The organism is Priestia sp. TRN 1309, assembly GCF_050846875.1.
Taxonomy (GTDB): domain Bacteria; phylum Bacillota; class Bacilli; order Bacillales; family Bacillaceae_H; genus Priestia; species Priestia zanthoxyli.
In genome coordinates, this window is sequence record NZ_JBOZGM010000010.1 from 50,904 (window position 1) to 59,056 (window position 8,153).

Below are 8,153 nucleotides of genomic sequence, written 5' to 3' on the forward strand. Positions count from 1 at the left end.
GTGAAAAGATGAAACGTTTAAAATGTATAGTTGCATACGACGGCACACACTTTTCAGGTTATCAAGTTCAGCCCAATAAGCGAACAGTTCAACTGGAGATTGAAGCCGTTTTAGAGAAAATGCATAACAAAAAAGTTCCGATTTACGCCTCTGGACGAACGGACACAAATGTTCATGCACAGGGGCAAGTCATTCATTTTGACACAAACCTAAATATTCCATGTGATAAGTGGAAAAAAGCATTGAATTCAATGCTACCAGATGATATTGTAATGAAGAATGTATGTGAAGTTGATGCACATTTTCACGCCCGGTATGACGTTACTTCAAAAGAGTATCGCTATCATATTTTGCGCGGCGAAGATCGAAATCCTTTCACTCGTTCTTATGCATACCATTACCCTTATCCATTAGACTACTCAAAAATGAAAAAAGCCATCACATATTTACTCGGTACACACGACTTTACAAGCTTTTGTTCAGCGAGGACAGAAGTGGAAGATAAGATTCGTACGATTTACAAGATTGATATGTATGAAGAGAATAGTCAGCTTGTGTTTAGATTCGTTGGAAGTGGCTTTCTGTATAATATGGTTCGTATTCTTGTTGGAACGCTTTTAGAAGTAGGACAAGGCCGTATTGAACCAGATGCTATAAAAGATATTCTAGAAAGCAAATCACGTCCTCGTGCAGGGAAAACTGCGCCTTCGCAAGGACTATATTTATGGCGCGTTTTCTATGACAACTAAACCTGGTGTAACATTTTCTTGACATTAGTAGCTTAAAGATATAATATATCATATGGTATGTATTTTAACCCCACGGTTAGCCCCGGAAATTAATCGTGTTGAAATAGAAGGTTGAAATAATTTTATAATTGATGATGAAAATTAGGAGGGAAACTCATGCGTACAACTTTCATGGCGAAAGCAAACGAAGTAGAGCGTAAATGGTATGTTGTCGATGCTGAAGGTAAAACTTTAGGTCGTTTAGCAAGTGAAGTAGCATCAATCTTACGCGGTAAACATAAACCAACTTTTACACCACATGTTGATACTGGTGATCACGTGATCCTTATCAATGCGTCAAAAATCGAATTAACAGGTAAAAAATTAACTGATAAAATTTATTACCGTCACAGCATGCACCCAGGTGGTTTGAAACAACGTACAGCATTAGAAATGCGTACTAACTACTCTGAGAAAATGCTTGAATTAGGAATCAAAGGCATGCTTCCAAAAGGTAGCCTAGGCCGTCAAATGTTCAAAAAATTACATGTGTATGCTGGTGAAACACATCCACATGAAGCACAAAAACCAGAAGTTTACGAACTTCGCGGATAATTAATAAGAGGAGGTTATTATCTTGGCACAGGTACAATATTACGGAACTGGTCGTCGTAAAAGCTCTGTTGCTCGTGTACGTTTAGTACCAGGTAACGGTCGCGTAACAATCAACGGTCGTGAAATCGAAGAATACATTCCATTTGCTGCACTACGTGAAGTAGTAAAACAACCACTTGCTTTAACTGAAACTGTAGGTAACTATGACGTATTTGTAAACGTTAATGGTGGAGGTTATGCAGGTCAAGCTGGCGCTATTCGTCACGGAATCTCTCGTGCTTTATTAGAAGCAGACCCTGAATACCGTGGAACATTAAAACGTGCTGGTCTATTAACTCGTGACGCTCGTGCGAAAGAACGTAAAAAATACGGTCTTAAAGGCGCTCGTCGTGCACCACAATTCTCAAAACGTTAATTTTATATTACGTTTCAAGCCTTGGTCTTTGGACCAAGGCTTTTTTTATTTGTTGTTTGCGTATGAGACGAAGGCTTGTGCAGACAATATGTAAAAAAGGGAGGCGTTATCGTGAACGAGGTTACATATTTAAAAGAAAAACGTTATGAAAAAGAAATGAAATATGAACGCAAAGTCCTAAGGGAACTATCGTTTGATTTGCTTCAAGAGAGGCTGCGCCGTTATTTTCATCCAATGTTTCAGTGGAATATGCTAGGAGACGAACATGTGGAGGAGTACTGTCTTGACATTGCTATCGAATCATTTTTATTAGGTGCCCGGGTGAGTAAACGTGGTAAAGGCTACGAAGATGTTCAGAAGCACAGTAAGCAAGAAGAGTCTCTTTTAATTGATACATTGTACGGAGCCGTCAGCATGTCTGTAACAGATCTTTATCAAGATGGCCTGTATTATTTGTGTCAAGGATATGTGCAAGACTGGTGGAAAGAAGGTTATCGAACCGCAGAAAAAAGACGCCGTTTACGTTTGCATTAAAAAGTACTCATAATTCCCGTTCTTGTCCCATATAGAAATAAATAGGTGAGGCAAGAAGGGAAGGGATAAAATGTCTAAAGTAAAAATAATGAGCACAATTATAGCGCTTCTTGTTCTTTTTGTCATTGTACAATATCAAATAGATCATAGAACATCATCCGGTTCGCTTTCACTTCCTCTTAGCGGGAAAGTTATTGTACTAGATCCTGGACATGGCGGTGTTGATGGAGGAGCGGTAGGAGAGGATGAGGTGCTTGAAAAAGAAATAACTCTTAAAATTTCGTTAATGCTTCGAGACTATCTGCAAGAGCAAGGGGCACTTGTTATTATGACGAGAGAAAAAGACGAAGACCTAGCGGCCAAAGATACAAGAGGATACAGTCGCAGAAAAGTAGAAGACTTAAAAAATCGCTTAACGATGATTAATAAATCCAACGCTGATTTGTACTTAAGTATTCACTTGAATGCTATTCCATCCTCTGCGTGGAGAGGGGCTCAAACTTTCTATTACGGATCCCTAAAAGAAAACGAGCAAGTGGCCAAACTCATTCAACAAGAGCTAAGAAATAATCTGGACAATACGACCCGTGAAGCAAAAGCTATTCAAACTCTTTACCTTCTTAAGCATTCTAAGCCACCCGGTGCTTTGGTTGAAGTAGGATTCTTGTCAAATCCTACAGAACGTAAAATGCTTCAATCGAAACGCTATCAAAAAAAGTTAGCTGAATCCATTTATGAAGGAGTCAGCCGGTATTTTACTGGAGAAAAGCCTAAATAAAAAGCATAGCACCCTTCTATTCAGAAAAATCTAATATGTATGATATACTTGATAGTATAAATAAATAGATTTTAACATGGTGGTGGGAGTATGCTAACGGAAAAGCAAGTAAAAGAAGTAGTAGGGGAAATTACAGATCCATTTTTAAATAAAAAACTATCAGAAACAGATGCGATTAAAGAAATAACAATTAAAGCTGAAAAACAGCATATAAGCCTGAAGATTGCTGTTGCAAAAACAGGTACGAGTGAACAGTTGAGCCTGCAAGGCACAATTGTAGAAGAATTAAAAAAAGCAGGTGTACAGTCGGTTGGACTGCGATTTGTTGAGTTTACGCCTGAGGAACTTCAGCAGTACCGCGCTGAGCAGCCGAATACTGGCAACTTACTAACTAGTCCGAATGCACCAGAATTTATTGCTATTGCCAGCGGTAAAGGAGGCGTTGGTAAATCAACAGTCTCTGTTAACTTAGCCGTTTCTCTAGCTCGTTTAGGAAAAAAAGTTGGTTTAATTGATGCTGACATTTATGGATTCAGCGTCCCAGACATGATGGGAATCACACAACGTCCTGTAGTAGAAGGTGAAAAGATTATTCCAGTTGATCGTTTCGGAGTAAAAGTTATTTCCATGGGCTTCTTTGTAGAAGATAATTCACCTGTTATCTGGCGAGGACCTATGCTCGGAAAAATGTTGACGAGCTTCTTTACAGAAGTTGAATGGGGAGAATTAGATTATCTTTTACTAGACTTACCTCCAGGAACAGGTGATGTCGCATTAGACGTTCACTCCATGCTTCCTGCTTGTAAAGAAGTGATTATTACAACACCACATCCTACAGCGGCATTTGTTGCAGCTAGAGCGGGTGCTATGGCTTTGAAAACCGATCATGAGGTCATTGGAGTTGTAGAAAATATGGCTTACTTTGAAAGCCAGCTAACAGGGGAAAAAGAGTATGTATTTGGTAAAGGCGGGGGTCCAAAACTGGCTGAGGAACTTCAGACAGAGCTGTTAGGACAGCTTCCGTTAAGTCAGCCTGATTGGAATGAAGAAGATTTTGCACCTTCCATTTACGACGAATCACATCGTTTAGGTCAAATATACGGAGAGATTGCAAGCAAGATTGCATTTATTTGCGAAAATGAAAAAGCAGCAACAGGAAAATAATAAAAAGCACGCGCTGTTCGAGCGCGTGCTTTTTATTATTATACAGAGAGTTCAATCTGCGTCTTTTTTAAATCAAATGCGAGGTTTTGTTTTAAGAGAGCTAAAAATGTTTTTCCAGCTGTACTTACGGTGTGAGACTGGTGCTTTAAAATGCCGATTGCAGGCCCCTCATGTAAGTCATGAATCGTTTTAACCACCACTTGATCCGGCGGAAGAGTTGCGCTTATTTGTGGAACAACGGCTATTCCTAAGTTTTCTTTTACAAAATGCTGAAGTGTGCTAATAGTGCCTAACTGGACTTTAGCAGGCAGCTGTCCTGTTCGTTCAAAGATTAGCTGCTCAATTTTCTTTTGAACGGAAGATTGCCCAGCTGTAATCAGCGTTTCGTGTATTAAATCTTTTGCAAAGATTGTTTTTCTTTTTGTTAGCGCATGATTGAATGGTAGTAGCAGCACAAGTTTTTCTGTTAGCAATGCCTCAAACTCTATATCTCTGAACGATTCTGATACAGTGCCAATCGCGAAATCAATTTCTTGATTGCGTATATGTTGATGAAGGTGCTTTTCGTCTGCAACGAGTAAGCTAATTTCTGTGTTGGGATATCTTTTTTTAAATAATGAGAGAATGGAAGGCAGTCGACTGCTTGCTGTAGGCTCTGCAGCACCTATACGGATCGTGCCAGCTTCGCCTGTTGAATAATCCTTTAAGGTATTATTTAGATATTCATATTCCTTTAGTAAAATATTTGCCCGTTCGTAAAAGATTTTACCTGCTTCAGTAAGTTTAATGCTTTTTCCTCGTTCTAAAAGCTTAAATCCTAGTTCGGATTCTAACTTTTGAATGTGCAGTGTAATGGTAGGCTGAGAGTACTTTAAATATTCAGCGGCTAATTGAAAGCTTCCTAAACGAACAATGGTTTGAAACGTTTTAATAACGCGAAATTCCATCGAATTCCCTCCTTTTGCTATAAAACGATTGTGTTAATTTCTAATATTTTACCATAAAGCTAAGAATTAAAGTTTACAATTCCAATAAAAATACTAAGTATTAAAAAATATAAAGAAGTCATTTAGGTTTTTTAATAAAAATAAATGACATAATTAAATACGCATCTCATGTGAGATGCGTATTTAATCACTGCTGTTGCTGTTCTCCCCCTGAGTCAGATCCAGCGGAAGAAGAACCGCCATCGTCGCTGCTTTGTTTTTGTCCACCTTGTGTTTCTTCAGCGGCTTTCAAAAGAATGTCTTGAATTTTAGATTGATAAAGAGGGCTATCAAACGTTTCGGTCATAATCTTTTGTAAATAAGTGCGATATTCTTTACTCTTTAAAACAGTCAGTACTTCTTTTTCCATAGCCGGATCCTTTAAAACATCTTGAAGCATTCCTTGATATTCAGGATCTTTCATTAGTTGTTTGATGACCGTCTTATTTTCTTTTTCCAAACTTTTAGCAAAGCTTTCAGCAAACTTCGGATCATCCATGGCTTTTTTCCAAAATTCCACGCCCTTATCTGATACTAAGGTTTGAGAAATTGTATCTTTTATCGCGTTTTGATCCATTAAAATATCTTGTCTAACAGAAGGGTCTTTCATAATTGCCTCGACTGCTTTTTTTCCTTCATCTGTTTTTAAAATATCAACAACCATTTTCTTTGTTTGATCATAATCCATACCATTGTTCTCTTCATCTTGCGGTGCACAGGCTGTAGCTAAAAGCATACACATTCCTATATAAATGAGGAGCATGAGTCGCTTTTTCATAGTAATGAGCTCCTTTCCTAATATGCTTACGCTTAATATGAGATAATCAAGGTTTTTTATTCATAAAAGAGCTCTAGATTTTTCAAAACGTGATTGGTACAATTTATGAAAAGGTACAATTTTGCAACTTATGGGGGAGATGGAAGTGAATAGTCGAAATTGGGTTCGTCTATTTCTAACCACGTTAGCTGTTGGGGGTATAAGTACAGCTGTTGTTGGGTTTGCGGTGCGCTGGGGGGAATACGGTCACTTATTTCAACAAGGAAAGATAGGAGAAATTGTTGCTGTTTTAACATGGCTCGTAGGCGTAGGGTTTATTTTTAGTTTAATTAGCCAAATGGGGTTCTTTGCATATTTAACTATTCACCGATTTGGGTTGGGAATTTTTAAATCTGCATCTCTTTGGAAATCGGTTCAAATTGTATTTGTTTTATTTGTATTATTTGACGTTGCTTATTTTCGATATAAGTTCTTTCAACAAGCGGGAGAAGGCATAGGTAAGTATATTTTGTTAAGCGTTTTCTTGTTAGCGGTGGGGTTGTTAGTGGCGTATGCAAAGAAAAAGCAGACGAATAAAGAGGCTTTTGTACCAGCGCTGTTTTTTATGATTGTTGTAACGACAATTGAATGGTTCCCAGCGCTGCGAACGAATGAAGAAAGCTGGCTTTACCTTATGTTGTTTCCACTTCTAATTTGTAATATGTATCAACTTCTTATTTTGCCGAAACTTCTTACGCACGCAAGAATAGCAAAAGCAGACAAATAGTATATTTGTCTGCTTTTGCTTTCCATATACAGTGGGAATAAATCTTAGCGGATATCTTTTACTTGGGTTTTTGAATTTGAAATTAATGTTGAAATACTTACGTTTGAGACTTTTTTATTTTGTAATGAATTCTTGATATATGGAATAGCCTTTGCTGTTTGTTGAGCGGAGTCAGACGCGTGCAGCAATATAATATCTCCCCCGTCTAAAGGCTTTGTAACATTCGAGACAATTTTTTCAACCCCTGGATTTGTCCAGTCTTTAGAATCAATGCTCCAGTGAACAGTAGTATATCCTATATCTGCTGTTAATTTTAAGATGTCTTTATTAAATTGCCCGTTAGGAGGACGAAGAAGGTGAACATCTTTAAGGCCTAGAGAATCAAAGACTTTCTTTGATTTTGCAAGATCCTGTCTAATCTCATTAGGTTTTAGGCTTGTATAAGAAGTATAGTCATAGCCCATTGTGCCAATTTCGTGACCTTCTTTCTTAATGCGCTCTACAATATCTGGGTGACGTTCAGCCCATGAAGCAGATAAAAAGAAAGTAGCATGTTCAATATGCTGTTTTTTTAGTTCATTCAGAATGGGAATAGCTCTTTCATCTCCCCAGCTGATGTTAAAGGTCAGAGCAACTTCCGGATTTTTATCATCCGCCTTATAAACAGCTCTTGGACCGTTATCCGTTGAAAACACGGGAAAGTGGAACGTCTGCTGAGCATAGAGAAAAAAACTTGTAAAAAACGCAGCAACTACGATAAGCATGGTCTGTTTGATTCTTTTGGCTCGAATAGTATAAAACATATTCATTTTGTCACCTCATTTAATAAGTAGTACTTGTCTAATTTGTATGCGTTTTGTCTACAATTAATAACAGGTAAGGAAAAGAACAACTGATTTTATTTTGATGTGTGAGAATCAATGTCGCAAAAAGCAGGTGAATCAATGAAAATTTGTTTATTTAATCAGGTGGAGTGTTTAGAGTTAGAAGCACTACTTAGAGAAGAAATAAAGAGATCAAACGTTGCTTTTCAACAAAGTTTGAATCATGTAGTTCTTGAACGAAACATTCAAGAAAAGTATCAAATCCTTTCAAAGATCTTGCTAAGATTCGGCGAAAGCAGGGAAGTAAATAAGATTTTTTGATAAAACAAAAAAACTTTTCAAAAAGTGTTGACTTTTATATAGCACAGATGTTAAATTATTAAATGTCGCTGATGAGTGATTGGAAAACAATCGCAATTCATCAGAAATAAAATATTAAAAAGTTGTTGACAAATGAAAGACAACTTGTTAATATAAGAAAGTCGCTCAAGAGCGGCGGTTGAACTTTGAAAACTGAACAAAGCGACAAACGTCAACGTTAATTTTTATTTTTTAAATGAGCAAG

The 8,153-nt window shown here is 37.5% G+C and carries 10 protein-coding genes; 7 read left to right on the top strand and 3 right to left on the bottom strand.

Annotated features, from left to right (window positions below; translation table 11 throughout):
* The first annotated feature begins 8 nt into the window (after positions 1-8).
* From truA to ACRPLQ_RS25190, 6 genes are all read left to right on the top strand, one after another.
* Positions 9-749: a tRNA pseudouridine(38-40) synthase TruA gene (truA, locus tag ACRPLQ_RS25165; RefSeq protein ID WP_013054957.1), complete on the top strand. Its 741-nt coding sequence runs from the start codon at positions 9-11 to the stop codon at positions 747-749.
* A 156-nt stretch (positions 750-905) separates the two neighbouring features.
* Positions 906-1,343: a 50S ribosomal protein L13 gene (gene rplM, locus ACRPLQ_RS25170; protein WP_013054958.1), complete on the top strand. Its 438-nt coding sequence runs from the start codon at positions 906-908 to the stop codon at positions 1,341-1,343.
* A 22-nt stretch (positions 1,344-1,365) separates the two neighbouring features.
* Positions 1,366-1,758 (top strand): 30S ribosomal protein S9, encoded by a 393-nt coding sequence (gene rpsI / locus ACRPLQ_RS25175; protein WP_013054959.1) that lies wholly within the window; start codon positions 1,366-1,368, stop codon positions 1,756-1,758.
* 111 nt (positions 1,759-1,869) lie between these two features.
* A complete protein-coding gene (locus ACRPLQ_RS25180) occupies positions 1,870-2,292 on the top strand; it encodes a DUF2521 family protein (RefSeq protein WP_028412723.1) in 423 nt (140 codons plus the stop codon).
* A gap of 70 nt (positions 2,293-2,362) precedes the next feature.
* Positions 2,363-3,070, top strand: a complete 708-nt coding sequence (gene cwlD, locus ACRPLQ_RS25185; RefSeq protein WP_014462005.1) for an N-acetylmuramoyl-L-alanine amidase CwlD — start codon at positions 2,363-2,365, stop codon at positions 3,068-3,070.
* Positions 3,071-3,160: 90 nt separating this feature from the next.
* Entirely contained in the window at positions 3,161-4,234 is a 1,074-nt protein-coding gene (locus tag ACRPLQ_RS25190; RefSeq protein WP_014462004.1) for an Mrp/NBP35 family ATP-binding protein, read from the top strand.
* Positions 4,235-4,272: 38 nt separating this feature from the next.
* Here the strand turns inward: ACRPLQ_RS25190 and ACRPLQ_RS25195 are convergent, their stop codons facing one another.
* Positions 4,273-5,181: a LysR family transcriptional regulator gene (locus ACRPLQ_RS25195; protein WP_014462003.1), complete on the bottom strand. Its 909-nt coding sequence runs from the start codon at positions 5,179-5,181 to the stop codon at positions 4,273-4,275.
* A gap of 187 nt (positions 5,182-5,368) precedes the next feature.
* Positions 5,369-5,998 carry a spore germination lipoprotein GerD gene (gerD, locus tag ACRPLQ_RS25200; RefSeq protein ID WP_033580786.1) on the bottom strand — a complete coding sequence of 210 codons (630 nt, stop codon included), beginning with the start codon at positions 5,996-5,998 and terminating at the stop codon, positions 5,369-5,371.
* A gap of 145 nt (positions 5,999-6,143) precedes the next feature.
* Between gerD and ACRPLQ_RS25205 the strand changes: the two genes are divergently transcribed.
* The gene (locus ACRPLQ_RS25205; RefSeq protein ID WP_028412721.1) at positions 6,144-6,764 is read left to right on the top strand and encodes a KinB-signaling pathway activation protein; all 621 of its coding nucleotides are present in this window, start codon (positions 6,144-6,146) and stop codon (positions 6,762-6,764) included.
* Positions 6,765-6,808: 44 nt separating this feature from the next.
* Here the strand turns inward: ACRPLQ_RS25205 and pdaB are convergent, their stop codons facing one another.
* Complete coding sequence (gene pdaB / locus ACRPLQ_RS25210) at positions 6,809-7,573, bottom strand: polysaccharide deacetylase family sporulation protein PdaB (RefSeq protein WP_165573847.1); 765 nt, start codon at positions 7,571-7,573, stop codon at positions 6,809-6,811.
* Between the last annotated feature and the right edge of the window lie 580 nt (positions 7,574-8,153).

Excerpts from the sequence above, each read along its gene's own strand:
- truA (WP_013054957.1), top strand. The coding sequence starts at position 9 with ATGAAACGTTTAAAATGTATAGTTGCATACGACGGCACACACTTTTCA.
- rplM (WP_013054958.1), top strand. The coding sequence starts at position 906 with ATGCGTACAACTTTCATGGCGAAAGCAAACGAAGTAGAGCGTAAATGG.
- cwlD (WP_014462005.1), top strand. The coding sequence starts at position 2,363 with ATGTCTAAAGTAAAAATAATGAGCACAATTATAGCGCTTCTTGTTCTT.
- ACRPLQ_RS25190 (WP_014462004.1), top strand. The coding sequence starts at position 3,161 with ATGCTAACGGAAAAGCAAGTAAAAGAAGTAGTAGGGGAAATTACAGAT.
- ACRPLQ_RS25195 (WP_014462003.1), bottom strand. The coding sequence starts at position 5,181 with ATGGAATTTCGCGTTATTAAAACGTTTCAAACCATTGTTCGTTTAGGA.
- gerD (WP_033580786.1), bottom strand. The coding sequence starts at position 5,998 with ATGAAAAAGCGACTCATGCTCCTCATTTATATAGGAATGTGTATGCTT.
- pdaB (WP_165573847.1), bottom strand. The coding sequence starts at position 7,573 with ATGAATATGTTTTATACTATTCGAGCCAAAAGAATCAAACAGACCATG.